Source organism: Ignavibacteria bacterium, assembly GCA_015709655.1.
In the GTDB taxonomy this organism is placed as follows: domain Bacteria; phylum Bacteroidota; class Ignavibacteria; order Kapaibacteriales; family Kapaibacteriaceae; genus OLB6.
In genome coordinates this window covers 1365978-1381266 of sequence record CP054181.1, presented here as the reverse complement: position 1 = coordinate 1381266, position 15289 = coordinate 1365978, and the positions used below count along the sequence as shown (strand labels likewise).

The following is a 15289-nucleotide window of genomic DNA, read 5'->3' as shown; positions in this document are numbered from 1 at the left end:
CTCATGGGGAAATAACAATGAGAATAAACAAAAGCCCCCTTCTCCTTGTATTTGCACTATTTATTATCACCACGATAACCGGACAGGCTGCTTCCGATACCATACGGGTGAAAACCATCACCTTTGCCGATATCACAAAACGATCAGGTACATGGCTGTTCCCTTCGCCGCAAGAGTACGAAAAAATACTTCTTGAGTACACGCTGAAGTGCGATCCGCAAACCACACAGGACAAGTATCCGTGCGGCGAATGGGATTACTTAACGTACATTGTACTAACCGACAGCAGCGGGATGTATGATTCTACAGCACGTCAGCAGGTTAACTATAAGGTGCGTAATTCTACACCGGATGAATTTGGCTATACCACTGTGCCGGTCCCCCGTAAGCAGCGTTTTACTTCTACCACCATTTCGGGGAGTACTCCTCAGTTTACCTATTCATCGATAGGAAGTGCCGATCAGTCCAATACCGCTGTACTGAAACCTAATGGCGGAAAGGCACAATACATGTTCACAGCTACCGAGTTATCGCAAGCAGGAATTGCAGCCGGACAACTGAACGCAATTGAGCTAACTCCTCTTGACAGTGTTGGAATAGTACGATTATTTACTGTGAAGATAACGCAGACTACTCAGACAGCCGTGCCCCAACCACTCCGCTCGGATGGGTTTACAACTGTGGTTCGAAGAGACGTAACCTTTGGCAAAAATCCTTTAAGCATCCCATTTCATACCGGTTTCACGTGGGATGGTACGTCGAACATTATCATCGAGCTATCGTGCTTAAGCTCGCCCCTTCCTGTAAAATTAGCTGCAGGTGCTACACAGGTACAGGGGTACACTGATGACGACTCGAGGAAGGCGCTACGATTTATATCCGGTGACCAGGTTGAAATACCATCGGCAGCCGGGGCCCTGCTCTCTGATGCCATTACCGTAAGCTTCTGGGCATTTGGAAGTGCCCAGGATCTGCCGCGAAACCACAACGTGTTCGAAGCCTATAACGCACAGAAACAACGCGTAGTGAACATCCACCTGCCATGGTCCGACGGTACCGTGTACTGGGATGCAGGCCGTACCGGCGGAGCCGATCCTGACCGAATCTCGAAGGCAATACCCAAACCCGAGCTAACAGGAAAGTGGCGTCACTGGGCCTTTGTAAAAGATGCACGTGCGGGGACAATGAAGGTATATCTGGATGGTGAGCTTGCGTTTGAAGGAAACGGAAAGTCGCAGAAACTAAACGGAATTACATCCATCCTTGTCGGGTCAGGAGCATCGGGATCGTATCCCGGCATGCTTGATGAAATTCAAATCTGGAACACAGCGCTTGACCAGCAAACCGTTAAAGCCTGGATGACGCGCCGGCTTGACGCCCAGCACCCGAAGTTTCAGAATCTGATTGCGTATTACGACTGCGAATCACAATTGCCGGACGGCCGCCTGAAGGACGGATCCGATCAGGGAAATCATGCCACGATGTTTGGAATGCCCGTTGTTGAACAGTTAACGAGCAACGATATTGGCTACCTTACCAGACTCTCGGCCGCCCGTCCCCGTGTTGGTTTTAGCTCCGGTCAAGTGTCTGTCACTCCGAAGCGCGAAGATTTCAACGTTGACCTTGCACCGCGCGTATCACAGGTGATATTGTTCCAGAATCCTGTCCAACCCAGGATCTACAGACCGGAAGATCCTGATTATCCAGCTTCGCCAACCGATACACTTTCTGTTTTTGCTGCAGGACTGCAGTACATCATTGATGAGGATGGCTTTGTTGTGGATTCGTTGATGGTAACACCTCAACAAACACTGGTGAAAGATGTTAAAACGTACTACGATCCGGTAGTTGATTTTGAACTAGGACGCTACATCACGCCGTATGGAATAGGATTAGACCTTGGTCCCAATGGTTTTAAATGGATTTATGATGTCACCGACTTCGCACCGTTGCTTCACGATAACGTAACCTTGTCGGCCGGAAACCAACAAGAGTTGTTAGACATGACATTTGTGATGATTAAGGGGCTTCCGGCACGTGATGTTGTTCAGATTGACCAGCTCTGGTACGACAGGAATGCACAGTTCACAAAGGTGCTGACAAATGAATCGCTTGCACCGCGGTCTGTGACACTGCATCCGGATGCCACAACATATAAAATCAAAGCAGTAGCAAGCGGACACGAATTCTCGAACCCCACCAACTGCGCCGAGTTCTGTCCGCGAGACCACTTTATCTCTGTTGACAACCAGGAACGCTTTACCTGGCAGCTCTGGAAAGAGTGTGGTGACAACCCGGTATATCCGCAAGGAGGCACGTGGCTGATTGACCGTACCGGTTGGTGTCCGGGCGCACCGGTTGACCTATACGAATTTGACTTGTCGCCGTTCGCAGCAGGGAAGAAGGACATTGTAGTTGACTACGGTATCAAGCCCGACACCACAGCCGAAAACTGGGGCCGGTGGGAGGTTTCGGCACAGCTGATTGGATACGGACCCGCTTCGAGTACCATTGACGCCGAAATTGTAGATATAATCTCGCCAAACACCTGGGAGTTTTACAGCCGGATGAATCCCATCTGCGGTAACCCGGTGATTGTAATCCGAAATCGCGGGTCAAAGCCCCTTGAGACACTTGAAATCACCATGAGTTCAGATGGCAACAAGATTGGTACCTATTCGTGGACCGGTAATCTGGCGTTTATGCAGACTGATACCGTTACGCTGCCGCAGCCAACCTGGCCTACCACAGAAGGTGAGCACATGTTTACCGTAGAGTTACGTACTGCTGAAGCTGATGAATACGGGAACAACAACCATAAAACGGTGCCGTATGTTCTGCCTGATGTTCTGTACAGCGACCTGGAAATCGCACTTCGGACCAATAAGTATGCAAATGAGCAATTTGAATGGGAGTTGCGGAAAATTGGAGGTGATGTAATACGAAAAGGCAGTAACCTTGAGAGTGAAAAAACATATACCGATACATTTCAGCTTGAAGACGGTTGCTATGAATATCAGCTAATCAATAAACTTGGTTATGGGTTAGACTTTTGGTTCCTGCGTGATCAGCTTGGAACAGGAAGCCTGCAGTTTAAGAGCCAGGGGCAGACAATCAGGAACTTTAAAGCTGACTTCGGCAACCGGGTCTGGATTCAGTTTATTGTTGCAGCTAAACCAACAATTGCTACCAATGTGGACACGCTGTACTTTAACGCTCCAAGCCCGCAGCTTATTGATCGCGAATTAGTGATTACGCCTGCCACTTCTGCTCCTTTACGGATTGATTCAATTAACATCAGGGACACAAGAGACTACTACAGCATTGTAAGCACCAGCGCCAACCTTCCGGTTGTGTTAAACGCAACTGATTCTTTACGTGTTGTAGTTCGTTTTAACAGACCTGATGCCGGAACCTCAACAGGATCCGCTCGGGTGTACAGTAATGATGAACGGATGCCGATTAAAATTGTCAGGCTGATTGGTAATACCGCGGCAACCTCTGTAGATGACCATGGTTTAAATAACCTCAGTGTGCCAATGTACGTGTTCCCCAACCCTGCAGGTGCAGGCAGCAGGCTAACGCTAACATCTACCGGCATACGTCAGGGACAGGCAACCATGAGCATATCCGACATTATGGGAAATCAGATTTACCGTGGTAGTCAGCTTGTAACGGAAGCTGAAACAATTTACTTTAACCTGCCTCCTGGAATAAGTACCGGACTGTTTAGTATTACATGCGAGCAGAACGGTATTCGGCGGCACACATGGATTAGCCTGGTGCAGTAATGTACAAGACAATTGAGCGATTGTGCACACCTCCTGACGCCGGCGAGATATTTGTTTCGACGAATGCCGAGGACCCCCGCCTTGGCAATCTGGTTACGCCGTTAACGGAACTGAAAGAACCGGCTCCTGTTCGGTGCGCTATAATCGGTGTACCACAGCATATCGGCGTTGAGCGAAATGGTGGACGCCCCGGTGCTGCAGCCGGTCCGTCTGCAATTCGCCGCTCACTGTACAAAATGGCAACCTCCACTGTTCAGCATGCATTTGAGCGAAAGCATATTAAACTAGCTGATTGTGGTAATATTGACTGTGAAGGGAAAACGCTTGAACAGATCCATGATGAAGTGCACGACGTTGTTCGGTTTCTTCTTCAGGAGAACATTGTCCCTATCGTTCTTGGAGGCGGACATGATACCGCCTGGCCATCGCTAATGGCACACGGTACCATGGGAAAACCATTTGGCATCATCAATATCGACGCACATGCCGACGTCAGGCCGTTAATTGATCAGTCAAGAGCTCACAGCGGGTCGCCTTTCAGACAGGTACTGGAGTATCACGGGTCACTGATTCCACCCGGTGCAATGGTTGAGTACGGACTTCAGGAAACCGCCGTGGCAGCCTCGCATTTACAATATCTGCGTCAGCATAAAGCAAGTGTATTCATGCTGGGTGAGGCCCGTGAACGTACTACTGCGCGGCTGGCAATTGGCAAGGCAGGTGTAGCGGAGCGAATCCATCTCTCTCTTGACATGGATGTATTTGCATCAGCCTTCTCACCCGGAGTAAGTGCTCCGTCGGCTGACGGACTTTATCCGGAGCAGGTAGCATTTCTGGTACGCAGTACAGCACAATCCGGCTACCTAAAATCTTTCGATGTTGTGGAGACATGTCCGCCCTTCGACGTTGACAACAGAACTGCCAAGTTAGCTGCGACCATGATAATGCAGGTAGTTATTGGTTTGGCACAGTAGCAAAGCCCCCTTCCACCTGTCACATTCTGCGTTGTGGGTGCACTACTGAAGTACACTCTTTGGGAGAACTTCCATGCCAACGCCGTTGCAGGAAAAAACCTATGAAATGTTAATTCGGATGGCATCAATACCGTCAGCCTATCCCACTGCTGAGCGTGAGATGGTTTTACTCAGACGAATGTTTGCCGATGCATTGGAGGCTGGCGCAGCGTTAGAGATGGCGCTGGGTGCCGCTGACAGGACGGAGTTTCGACGTTTCCTGTTTGGCACGCTGCACCGAATCCGGTTGGTAAAGCTGTGGATGCAAATCCTTGATGACCTTGGTGCCCTGGATCCTGACACAGTACACCCATTGTCGGAAACTGCCGAAGAAACACATAAGCTGGTGCTGGCTGCGATCCGAACTACGCACAAGGCGTGTACTGTGGAAGATTACCAAACGGCTCAGGCAGTGTAGTCAAATTAAAACCGCGACCACAAGTAGTGAGGGAGCATTGCTCTCCAGGTTGGCCAGTCGTGCCCCCACTCATATCCCCACAAGTCAACTTCGTGTGGGACACCCTTGGCTGTAAGCGTATCCCCCATGACCACTGATGCCGCAGGGTCTTCGTAGGAGCCTCTTCCGCTTACAAGGTACAGGTGACGCTTTGAACGCATCAGGTTCAGCCAGTATGGGTCTTCCATGTTCTGCATGTAGTCAAGTGGCGAGTTAAAGTAACAGTTCTCGTCAAAATACCCCTTGGTATATGCCTTTAAGTCATAGATACCACTCATGCCGATTGTGCCTTCAAACACATCAGGCCTGCGTAAAAACGAGTTAACTGCATGCAGGGCACCCAGTGAGACGCCGGTAGTATAGATTGGAACCAGACCATCGCAGTCGCGGATAATAAACGGCACAACTTCTTCGATAACATAGTTGTTGTACTGCTGGTGCCGGATTGCCTTATCGGTAGGATGCATGGTGTTATTCAGCCAGCTCTCGGAATTAATGCTGTTAATTGAATACACCTTGAACTTACCGGAGTTTATTATCGGTTCAATAGCCTCGATCAGGTGAAACCGCTCGTATTCAAGGTAGTCAGCAGCTGCACTCGGGAACATCAGCAGAGCCGGTCCATAGTTGCCATAGGCAACGATTTCCATATTTTTTTGGAGGTTAGGACTCCACCAGGTTGTGATGTCACGACGCATATAAACTCGCAGGTAAAACCGATAAAACAAAAACTAACAGCTCGAACTTAGCTAATCGGACAATACAGGTGCAAATGGCAGGCGGGCATTAAACACAAAAAGTAGCGAGCCCTGATGAATTTGTATCCGGGCTTCAGTCTCGGTGATTCTGTTTCTTGCACCCTCACGTATTCCCATTTCAAGGCTCTCGTCATCAAGATTCCACTGTAGTCCACTGGTACTGATGCGTGCCGAAGGCTGCGGAATAAGCGAGACAATCTCGCCGGGCTGCAGAGCAACCAACAAGCTGTCAACCACTGAAATCACATACCGGTTTCCGTCTAGGATGGTAAGGGGCTGAGTCTGGGCGTAGCGGTAAAACACCGACCAGTTGTTCAGCGTATGTTCCAGATCGCCACCGTGCAGTCCGGTAACCAGTACCCGATTCCATAACTGTGACTGGGAAACCCGTAAGGATTTTTCGAAATCCGTGATGTCCTGATCCACAATTTGAACGATTTGCGAATAGGGTCGAACTGCCTCAAGGGTGTCATCGAGAACCGAATCCAGATCGCCAACTACCATGTCGGGGATTATCCCACGTGAGTAAAGTGTGTTGGCAGCACCGTCGGCAGCAATAATCGGTACATTACTAAAGTATTGCTCAATTACATCAGTATCTATAGCACCGTTCAGGCAGAGCACAGCGTCAAACAACGTACGATCGAAATGCAGTCTCACGATTTTCCAAATTACATCAACAACGTTAATATGGATGATTGGTAAACAAGGTGCAGCACCGGTTGGGATACCGATCATCTACCAACCAATACAACAAACACTTAGTGTTTACGCCCTCCTTTGGGAACTTTTACCTTGCCCGGAGTAACTCGCTGGATCACCGTGCCCTTGGGCACGAGTAACAGTGCTTGTCGGTCTGACCGTGCTACATTCCCGTAGTATGTTTTAAAGTTGGCATACTCCTCGGGCATCACATAATTGCGCTGAAACACGGCCGTGCGTGACAGTGTGAGTGTAGCGGATGACTGACGGGCGGTGCGCTGTACGTATGACACCGGTCCCACAAAGTGTTCCGACTCTGTTAAACCGATTGCCTCGTAGCCGTCGGGAATGTTAATCGTTATGGTTTCCACCAGAGTATCAACGTACTTGGAAAACTCGTAAGGGTGTGTTCGGGTGCTATATCCGAGCGCCGCCAATGGTTCAAACGGCGAATACCATGGAAGTTTAATAATACGCAACCCCTCAGCTTCCATCACGAAGTCCGGAATCGAAAAATGCAGTGTATAATCAATTTCCGGCAGTATGGTATCCAGGTGATTAATCGAATAGTCTTCCAGCTGAACATCGGGCCAGTCGTTCGACAGCCCTTCTCTGATTGAGCGCTCAACTTCGGTGGGGCCTAGCGTTTTCCATGCAGAGCGGTAAAACTCTGTTCGTGCTCCGCTGTGCCAGTACTGCTGTGTAACCTCGGCACCAAGATCATCATGGATAGACAGGTTTGTATTGAGCCTCATCACATTCGGGGTAAAGAACTGCTTTTGCAGTAGGGACGGAGTTGACTCGCCCGGCCGTATAACCAGGCACAGTGCTTCCAGATCGCCGAATGGTAAACTGTACAACGGAACATTTTCGGCGGTCAAATCCATAAACAACGGCTTGCCGTCAAGTTCGGTATACACAATATCGTGATCGAATGGAATTGACGGTAGTGGCTGTTTCCTGAGGGGCGAACTGTTTGTTCTTACAAGGGCGTGATAGGCTGTTACGCCCCGCTCAGCCAGCATTGAAATGCACAGCGTTGCCACATCCTTACAGTCTCCGATCCGAGTAACCAGCACATCGCGGGCGGTCTGCGGTACAACACCGCTTTGGCGGAACGGAACATTTGAGTAACGAATGTTGGTAGTGATAAAGTGATATACGCCCTCGATAATCTCCTGTTTGGTGTATTGCTTACCTGGTGGGAACAGCTCATTCATTTTTGTGCGTACATCAAGTGATGATCTGGTTTTGGTTCGGGCAATATTGTAATACCACTGCACGATCTCCTGCCAGCGGGGGACCGATGAAATATAAAGGATTTTACCAATCGCACCGTACGACGGCATATCTTCCTCTTCGGTAATTGCCGGCTGGTCTCGTAACTCCCATACCTGCAGGTTTCCAAGAGGCGTATCCTTTGAATACTGCTGCACCTCGCCATTTACAAAATTCCAGGAATACCGTTCGGATTTTTGGGTGAGTAAGCTATACCGGACAATTTTAGACGGGACATAATCGTTCATTCCAAACTCGTCGAAAAAGTAACCGGCAAGTTCACCCTGAGTTGATTCGGACCAGTTGATACGCACGTAGATAAAGTCATTTGGTTCAAGGTTTTTAAACACCGCATAATTGCCGTTTCTGTCAGCCGGAATTTCACGTCCGTTTGCCTTAATCACTACTGCCTTTTCTACTATCGTATTATCGCCTCCGGGTAACGTAACTTCCTTATATGAATCGATCCCGGAATTATTTAAAACACGAACCAGCATCTCGAACCGAACCTTGCATCTGCTGCCATCGTATACTACGCGCTGTTTATCGAGCAGAAGAGTTACGGACTGCTTATCCGGGTAATCAGTTGCCGACGGCGATGTGCGGATAAGGCTGTCGATATTGTTGGTTTGCATCACGCTGAAGGGCGAAGGAGTATTGGTAAGCTCGCGCAGGAGTTCGCGCGCACTGAAGTTTGCCGGATCGGTTGCAATTGCCTGTTTAAAGTCAGACCCTGCCCCACTGCTGTCAGAAAGGGCCTTCCTGTAAATGCCTGACTGCTGCCACATCCATGAGACGCCGGGAGCATCTTCCAAAGCCAGTGTAATTGACTTCAAGGCGGCATCCCATTTTCTTCTTGCGGCGTACGAGTCAGCCATCCTGCTGTGAAAACCGGGAGCCAGTGGCGACAATTCAAACAGTTCGTTGTATGTGTTCTCCCAGTCAGCATACTGCATGGCATCTTCGCACAATGCCGCTTTCATCAGCAATCCGCCTTCATTCCAGTTATACGACAAGTGTGCTTTGATAATGTCAATTGCTTTAGCATATCCTCCACCTGTTCTTAGTGCGAGCATTGCTGCTGCCGAGGCAAAGTCAAGAATCTGGGGGTTGGTCTCGAACGCTTTTGCCTGTAGTGTGGATACAAGAGCAACATCGTTTCGCAACCGTGCAAGTTCAATTGCCGCTTCGTAGTAATCGTTTGATTCCGGCAATGTTTTCCCGATGTTGTTCAGAATCGCGTCGGCGGTATCCAGTTGTTTGGTTGAAACAGCCCTGTTAAACGAGTAAACAAGTGAAATTGGCAGGTCAGGACGAGTATTGGTAATATGCTCAATAGTGGTGATTGACTCGTCGTACCGGTTAGCCCGCTGATTTGTTTCAAGGGCCAGCATGAGTGCACAAATAAAGTTGGGATATTTGCTAAGTAATTTAGAAATAATTTCTTCAGCCTCATCCACTTCGTCGTTACGCAGCAATGCGTTAGCAAGCAGGAGGTAATTTTCCGGACGATTAGGAAATTTTGCTATCTGACTACGGAAGAAGGCAAGAAATGGATGATCAAGGGGCTTTACCAGAGTCGTGGACGTAGGAAACTGCTGTGGTGCCGTAGAATATTCGAGATCCGAAATAGCAGTTCCGCTCTTATCTGTTATTCGTAACAGAAAATTGCATCTGTCCAGTTTGCTGTTGCATAGCTTAACAGTTATCTGATTCCAACCGGCCTGCAGCGTTACTTCTGCGATGTATGTATCAACATCGTTATTTCGTTCTTCTATCGTATCAAGAATCATCTGCTGGTTCAGGAATAGCCGGAATGCACCCGATGTACCGATACGCATCTGAACGGACTGAGTGGTAGGCGAGTGAACATAGGTGCGTGCATAGAACACACCCTGAACTGTAGAGAAGTGACGCGCAATGTCGGTCCAGCAATCGCGCCTGATATTGTGTGGTGTAAACCAGCGAACGGTACGAAGGTCGCTTCCCTTATATTCAGCGTCAGGGTTATCTACAAGTTCAGGCTCGAAAACCTTATCGAACCCTGATCCCGAAATATTGTGAAACGGACCAATGATACGCCACTTAGTAAGAGCGCCAATTTCGGAGTAGTATGAATCTGCTTCCCGAAGCTGGTTATCGCGTTCGGCCAACTGTCCCAGATACTGTAAACAGATCACGCGTAAAATCCCATTGGGGTCAGGGTGGCTGACGGTGTTACGCAATACAGCCCGAAGCCCAAGCCCCTTTCGGTTTGCTCCAACGGAGAACCATCTGGTATTTTGTGCGGCATAGATGTACGGATTGGGGTCGGCTGTCTTGTCAAGAAAAGAGCGGTAAGCATTCCACGAAGCAGCATCGTCTAAACGGAGCCCATACGCAAAGCTTAACCCCAGAATGGCACGCTCGTCATCGGGGTTTTCCTGCAGGGCATTACGGAAGTGTGTGACGGCAGTTTGGTCGGCATTTTCAATTAGGGCATCCCACCCCAAATCAGTATCAGAGGCAAGAGCATGAGCTGGAGAGGCAGAAAAAAACAGGAAGACGGGTAACAAAAAAAGAAAGAGCTGACAAATAATTGTCATGAATAATGTCCTTTGTAGTCGTGTCTTTTGCTACATTGCATACATCGCAAACATACCTAGGAAAATGCCATGTTCACGGTTAACTCAATATTAGTACCGATTGATTTTTCGGAAAACAGCATTAAAGCGTTATCCATGGCAAAGGAGATTGCCCGGGGAACTGGAGCAACGCTGCATTTATTGCACGTGGTAGAACCCGTGGTGTATCCGGCTGACTGGAGTTACGCTCAAGTGGGCTTTGCCGACATTGAGTTGGAACTTCAGAACAACGCCGAAACGGAGCTTGGGAAACAGGCTGCAGCTCTTGAGGCAGAAAATTTTAAGGTTGTTACCAAGGTTCAGCGGGGAAGGGCCAGCGACGAGATTTGCGGTTATGCCAGGGAGAATAACTGTTCGATCATCTCGATAGGTACGCATGGACGCAGCGGTTTTGAACACTTTCTTTTTGGAAGCACCACGGAGCGAGTGCTTCGCAAAGCTCCGTGTCCGGTTCTCTCGGTACGTCTCAACCCAACAAAAGAGTCGTAGTTACAGCGATGCCCTTGGTAAAAACTTCGAGGTTGGTAACCATCGAGCGACACATTGTGGAGCAGGGCGCCCTGCATCCTTCGGCTACCGGAGAGTTTTCGAGATTACTGCGTGACCTGACGCTTGCAATACGGATACTTGCCCACGACGTGCGCCGCTCCGGTTTAAATGACATTCTGGGCCTTACCGAGTCCACCAACGTCCACGGTGAACGCGTAAAGCGCCTCGACATTCATGCCAATGATGTGATTTTCAGGGCCATGGACCATGGCGGGCACCTTTGTGTTATGGCATCGGAGGAAGAATCCGGCTTGATCCAAATTCCCGATGAGTATGCCAAAGGCAAGTATGTGCTGGTGTTCGACCCCCTGGATGGCTCCAGCAACATCGACGTTAACGTTTCGATAGGAACGATTTTTAGTATCTACCGTCGCCTTAACCAGTCCGACACCAGTCCCGGTACCGAGGCTGACGTGATGCAGCCGGGGTATAAGCAGGTTGCTGCCGGCTATGCCATGTATGGATCGAGTACGCAGCTTGTCTATACAACGGGTAGTGGAGTAGATGTATTCACGTACGAACCTACAATCGGCGAGTTTTTACTAACCTTCGAGAAGCTACAGATTCCCAAGCGCGGCAGTATTTACAGTGTAAACAGCGGCAACTCCCACAAGTGGAGCGAAGGGGTCCGCAGCTACGTCCGTCACCTGCTTGAACCCAGTGATGACGGGCAGAGGCCGTACTCGCTGAGGTATGTTGGAACAATGGTGGCTGATATTCATCGTACGCTGCACTATGGCGGCATTTTTATGTATCCTGCTGACAAGACGTCTCCCCTGGGCAAACTTCGGCTTGTGTACGAAGTAAACCCGATGTCGTTTATCGTCGAGCAGGCGGGTGGAAGGGCAACAACGGGGTTTGAACGTATTCTGGACATTATTCCCAGTTCGTTGCATCAGCGCATACCCTGTTTTATGGGCAGTGAAGAAGATGTAAAGGAACTGGAACAGTTTCTTACACAGTTATAAGGTACAGTTTTTATGAGCAGCCGACGCACATTCCTTTCCACTACTGCGGCAGCACTGGCAGTTCCCGCAGTTCTTTCCACAGGCAGCATCCCGGTCCTGGCACAAACAAATCATCAAACGCAACCCGAAAAGCCAACCCTTCCTCCGTTGCCCTATCCATACGAAGCATTAGAGCCGTACATTGATGCCGAAACAATGAAGCTGCACCACGATAAACACCACCAGGGGTATGTGAATGGGCTGATAAAGGCACAAGATGCATTGGAAAAGGCACGGGCACAGGCCGACTACGCCTTAATTCAGCACTGGTCAAAACAAGCCGCTTTTCATGGCGGCGGCCATTTCCTGCATTCGATGTTCTGGCAGGTAATGGCACCGGCCGGGCACGGCGGCGGTGGTAATCCGTCCGGTACACTCGAAAAGGCAATCGTTCGGAGCTTCGGGTCAGTTCAGGCAATGAAGGATCAGTTTTCTGCCGCTGCCAATGCGGTAGAAGGAAGCGGCTGGGCACTGCTGCATTACTCTCGGTCCAACGGACAACTATTGATTTTGCAGGCCGAAAACCAGCATAAACTCACCCAATGGAACACCATCCCGCTTATGGGTATCGACGTATGGGAGCATGCCTACTACCTGAAATACCGCAATAACAAAGCGGCCTACGTTACGAATTGGTGGAATATCGTTAACTGGGCCCAGGTTCAGAAAAACTACGATGATGCAACAAAAATCTGACGATGACAAAGAGTCAGAAAAAGGTTTTTTTAACTGTTTTTGGTGTGAATGGTATCAAAGTATGGTTTTCTACCATAATTTGCATCATTGGTTCGTGGGCGGATCGCCGAGCTAACGATATCGCGTCGATTATTAATTCAGTGTATGGTGACGATATCGCCACTGATCCGCAAAGGATGTATTGTATGAATATTTATGTTGGTAACCTGCCATACTCGATGGACGACAATGAGCTTCGTTCGGTATTCACTGAGTACGGCACAGTTGAATCTGCCTCTGTGGTCAGAGATAAGTTTACAGGCCGCAGCCGTGGATTTGGTTTTGTAGAGATGCCAGACTCAGATGGCAACGCTGCAATCGAAGCCACAAACGGACGTAGTGTTGCTGGCAGGAACCTGGTTGTTAACGAGGCACGCCCACGCGAGCAACGCCCGCGTATGGATCGTGACCGCGGTCCTCGCAACTAAATCTTGCAGAAAAATCACTCATACCTTTAAAAGCCGCTTTCATGCGGCTTTTTTTTGTTTGTTGCACCGGGACGCATTCCGGAATGACTATTAAACCGATAAAGCAGAGTTTACGGGTGCTGGATGGAGGCTTACGCCATACACTACGCATACTGCACTCAGAATACGATTTGTTTTGTTACATTGAGAGTTACACTATTGGGTTTCCGTATTTTGCATTTCTGAAATTGACACAACAGGATAAATATGAAGCTCTTTGACACCCTCCAGACAATGGGGCACGAACAAGTAGTTCTGTGTTCCGATCCGGTTACCGGCCTGCGTGCAGTAATCGCCATTCACGATACGTCTCTTGGTCCGGCTCTGGGCGGTACTCGCATGTGGAATTATTCCACTGATGAAGACGCAATAACAGATGCCCTTCGGCTATCACGAGGCATGACCTATAAAGCTGCTGTCAGCGGAGTTAATCTGGGTGGTGGAAAGGCTGTGATTATCGGAGACCCTCGCACCGACAAGAACGAAGCCAAATTCCGCTCCTACGGCAAAATGGTGGAAAGTCTGCGTGGCAGATACATTACTGCCGAAGATGTTGGTACCAGTGTACGCGACATGGAGTGGATAAGGATGGAAACCCGGTTTGTTACCGGTGTAGGTGGCGTAGGCGGATCAGGTGACCCGTCGCCGGTGACTGCCTTTGGTGTATATTCAGGGATGAAGGCAGCAGCAAAATTTGCCTGGGGTACCGACTCACTGTCAAAAAAGCGTGTCGTAGTTCAGGGTGCAGGTCACGTAGCGTCGAACCTTGTAAAACATCTGGTGAAGGACGGAGCAATTGTTTTTGTTTCGGATATCTACGAAGAGCGTTCAAATAAAGTTGCTGCCGAAACCGGTGCTACCGTGATATCGCCCGATGAAGTGTTTACAACTCCTTGCGATATCTTCTCGCCCAATGCCTTAGGGGCAGTGCTTAATAACGAAACCATAGCACAACTGTCATGCTCCGTTGTGTGCGGGGCTGCAAACAACCAGCTTCAAAACGAAGATGTTCATGCTGCAGCACTGCAAAAGCAAAATATCATTTATGCACCCGATTATGTGGTTAACTCAGGCGGGCTGATGAACGTGGCATCCGAAGTTACCGGTTACGACAGAGACTCAGTGATGCGTCAGGCAGAGGGTATTTATGATATTACGATGAATATCCTCACAACGGCACGCGACAAGAATATTCTTACAATCGAAGCCAGTAATGCCATTGCCGAGGAGCGAATTAAAAAAGTACGCCACGTTCACGGTATGTTCACCGGAACACCATCAATTCGTGGCTTATAAGATTTTTACGGTATCGAAAGCAACGTAGTTGAGCAACGGGTTTCCACTAAGCAAGAAAAAAAAGATTAACGGATCGCGACACCTTGCGCGCGAAAAAGTGTTTCAGGTCCTGGCAGCATCATCCAATGGTGAAATTCCATTTGATGACATCTTCGAGCATGTGTTTTTCCGACGGTTCACATTTGACTCGCCGGAGGCAAATAGCGGAGGTCGGATTCTGCGGCCAGATGAAGTTGAAGAACTGGAAGCCGATATTCCCATTGAATGGGCTGACGATGAAGTTCGGTACGCTATTACGATCATTGAAAAAATCCGTGACAACCGCGATATTATTAATGACCTTATCAAGCGAAACCTGGAAAACTGGGAAATGGAACGGATTGCCACTCTGGATAAGATTTTACTGGAACTGGCAATTGCTGAACTTATCTCGTGCCCGGATATTCCGATAAAAGTTACAATCAATGAAGCAATTGTACTAGCAAAACGATATAGTACGGATAAGAGCGGTGTCTTCGTCAACGGTATTATTGATTCCGTCTTGTCTGAGTTGAAAGAATCCGGCCAAATCAGCAAAATGGGCCGCGGACTAATTGAATAATTAATTCTGGA

12 protein-coding genes are annotated in these 15289 nt (G+C 49.0%); 9 read left to right on the top strand and 3 right to left on the bottom strand.

Annotation, left to right across the window (positions count from 1 at the left end):
- The first annotated feature begins 17 nt into the window (after positions 1–17).
- The 3 genes from HRU79_05500 (at position 18) to HRU79_05490 (ending at position 5222) form a co-directional block, all read left to right on the top strand.
- Positions 18–3791, top strand: coding sequence for a hypothetical protein (locus HRU79_05500; GenBank protein QOJ26130.1), 3774 nt, complete (start codon positions 18–20; stop codon positions 3789–3791).
- Positions 3791–4765: a formimidoylglutamase gene (locus tag HRU79_05495; protein QOJ26129.1), complete on the top strand. Its 975-nt coding sequence runs from the start codon at positions 3791–3793 to the stop codon at positions 4763–4765. Before HRU79_05500 ends, HRU79_05495 begins: the two co-directional genes overlap by 1 nt.
- 73 nt (positions 4766–4838) lie before the next feature.
- On the top strand, positions 4839–5222 hold the full coding sequence (locus HRU79_05490) for a hypothetical protein (GenBank protein ID QOJ26128.1): 384 nt from the start codon (positions 4839–4841) through the stop codon (positions 5220–5222).
- A gap of 5 nt (positions 5223–5227) precedes the next feature.
- Here the strand turns inward: HRU79_05490 and HRU79_05485 are convergent, their stop codons facing one another.
- Genes HRU79_05485 through HRU79_05475 form a run of 3 tightly spaced genes read right to left on the bottom strand, consistent with a single transcriptional unit; the run spans position 5228 to position 10584 of the window.
- On the bottom strand, positions 5228–5959 hold the full coding sequence (locus HRU79_05485) for an esterase (GenBank protein ID QOJ26127.1): 732 nt from the start codon (positions 5957–5959) through the stop codon (positions 5228–5230).
- Between the two features lie 51 nt (positions 5960–6010).
- The gene (locus HRU79_05480) at positions 6011–6757 is read right to left on the bottom strand and encodes a thiamine diphosphokinase (protein ID QOJ26126.1); all 747 of its coding nucleotides are present in this window, start codon (positions 6755–6757) and stop codon (positions 6011–6013) included.
- 23 nt (positions 6758–6780) lie between these two features.
- Positions 6781–10584, bottom strand: a complete 3804-nt coding sequence (locus HRU79_05475) for a hypothetical protein (GenBank protein ID QOJ26125.1) — start codon at positions 10582–10584, stop codon at positions 6781–6783.
- 69 nt (positions 10585–10653) lie between these two features.
- Here HRU79_05475 and HRU79_05470 point away from each other — a divergent pair, with 69 nt between their 5' ends.
- The 6 genes from HRU79_05470 (at position 10654) to nusB (ending at position 15278) form a co-directional block, all read left to right on the top strand.
- Complete coding sequence (locus tag HRU79_05470; protein ID QOJ26124.1) at positions 10654–11112, top strand: universal stress protein; 459 nt, start codon at positions 10654–10656, stop codon at positions 11110–11112.
- 8 nt (positions 11113–11120) lie between these two features.
- Positions 11121–12140, top strand: coding sequence for a class 1 fructose-bisphosphatase (gene fbp, locus HRU79_05465; protein QOJ26123.1), 1020 nt, complete (start codon positions 11121–11123; stop codon positions 12138–12140).
- 12 nt (positions 12141–12152) lie between these two features.
- The gene (locus HRU79_05460) at positions 12153–12875 is read left to right on the top strand and encodes a superoxide dismutase (GenBank protein ID QOJ26122.1); all 723 of its coding nucleotides are present in this window, start codon (positions 12153–12155) and stop codon (positions 12873–12875) included.
- A 185-nt stretch (positions 12876–13060) separates the two neighbouring features.
- Positions 13061–13342 (top strand): RNA-binding protein, encoded by a 282-nt coding sequence (locus HRU79_05455; protein ID QOJ27279.1) that lies wholly within the window; start codon positions 13061–13063, stop codon positions 13340–13342.
- A 240-nt stretch (positions 13343–13582) separates the two neighbouring features.
- Complete coding sequence (locus HRU79_05450) at positions 13583–14677, top strand: Glu/Leu/Phe/Val dehydrogenase (GenBank protein QOJ27278.1); 1095 nt, start codon at positions 13583–13585, stop codon at positions 14675–14677.
- 28 nt (positions 14678–14705) lie between these two features.
- Positions 14706–15278: a transcription antitermination factor NusB gene (gene nusB, locus HRU79_05445; GenBank protein ID QOJ26121.1), complete on the top strand. Its 573-nt coding sequence runs from the start codon at positions 14706–14708 to the stop codon at positions 15276–15278.
- The last annotated feature ends 11 nt before the right edge of the window (positions 15279–15289 follow it).